Consider the following 1,071-nt stretch of genomic DNA (forward strand, 5'->3'; position numbering starts at 1 on the left):
CATTCCCGCGCGCTTCGAAATTGGATTTCCGCTGCCTGCCAGTAAAAATTCCGGCGAGATTCCCGGATACCACTGCTGGGCTGAGTTCTTCAATCCGCAAAATGGATGGATCCCGGTCGACATTTCCGAGGCGTGGAAAAACCCTGTCAAAAAGGATTATTTCTTTGGCGCGCACGACGCCAACCGGGTGCAATTCTCAGTGGGGCGAGATATAAGGTTGAGCCCGCCGCAACAGGGCGAGCCTTTGAACTACTTTGTTTATCCCTATGTAGAAGTTGCCGGACAGGAATATCCGCGGGTGAGCCTGAACTTCTCGTTTGCGGACGTCGAGCAGGGCGCGCGGGCGTCGTTACAAACGGGCAACTGAGCTCAAGGTTCAGGTTAGAAACAGCCTCGCCGAATTGTGAACAGGATGTTAGAATCATCTGCCCGGAAACGGGTGCTCCTCCCCGACCGTGTTTCCCGGTTCTGAATTATGCGCGCGAACAGTTCCAGCCCCAACCACGCCAAATTGAGTACTCCGCAAATTCAGGCACAGCTTATTTTTGAGCGCATGGCTCGCTCCACGGCGCGGCTTTCAAAGAGCCCGGCGCCGGAAAATGTGCATCGTTTCCGGACAAACAGCCGGCGAGTGGAAGCCCTGGTCAGCGAGCTTGCCCCGGAAACGCGCAATAAAAGGAAATTGTTGAAGCTGCTTTCGAAACTCAGAAAACGAGCGGGCAAGCTCCGAGATCTCGATGTGGAAACGGCGTTTTTAAAGGAGCTGAAAATTCCCGACCGGCAAAATCATCGCGCTCAGATGCTCGAGTTGCTGGCCGAAGAGCATGCGCGGCGCTCGCGCAAACTCTCAAAAGCGGCGGACCCGGCGAGTTTGCAGGAGTTGCGGAAACGGCTTCGCCGGGAACAGGACGAAATCAAACTTGATGGAATTGACCCTCTGCGGTTAGCGGCGAACTCATTGCCGAAGCTCGGCCGGGCGCCTATGACCGAGAAAACTCTGCATGCGTTTCGCATCGCGGCGAAACATGCGCGCTATTTGGCCGAGCTGGCTGGCGAAGCTCCCGCGGCCAA

General features: G+C 56.1%; 2 protein-coding genes. Both read left to right on the forward strand.

Translation table 11 applies throughout. From position 1 onward, the window contains the following. Positions 1-367, forward strand: a 367-nt coding sequence (locus VLX68_14145) for a transglutaminase domain-containing protein (protein ID HUI93384.1), incomplete at its 5' end; no start/stop codon positions are given. 108 nt (positions 368-475) lie between these two features. Then, positions 476-1,071 (forward strand): CHAD domain-containing protein (locus VLX68_14150; protein ID HUI93385.1); only part of this gene is annotated, 596 nt, incomplete at its 3' end.

This window comes from Chitinivibrionales bacterium, assembly GCA_035516255.1.
Lineage (GTDB): Bacteria > Fibrobacterota > Chitinivibrionia > Chitinivibrionales > FEN-1185 > FEN-1185.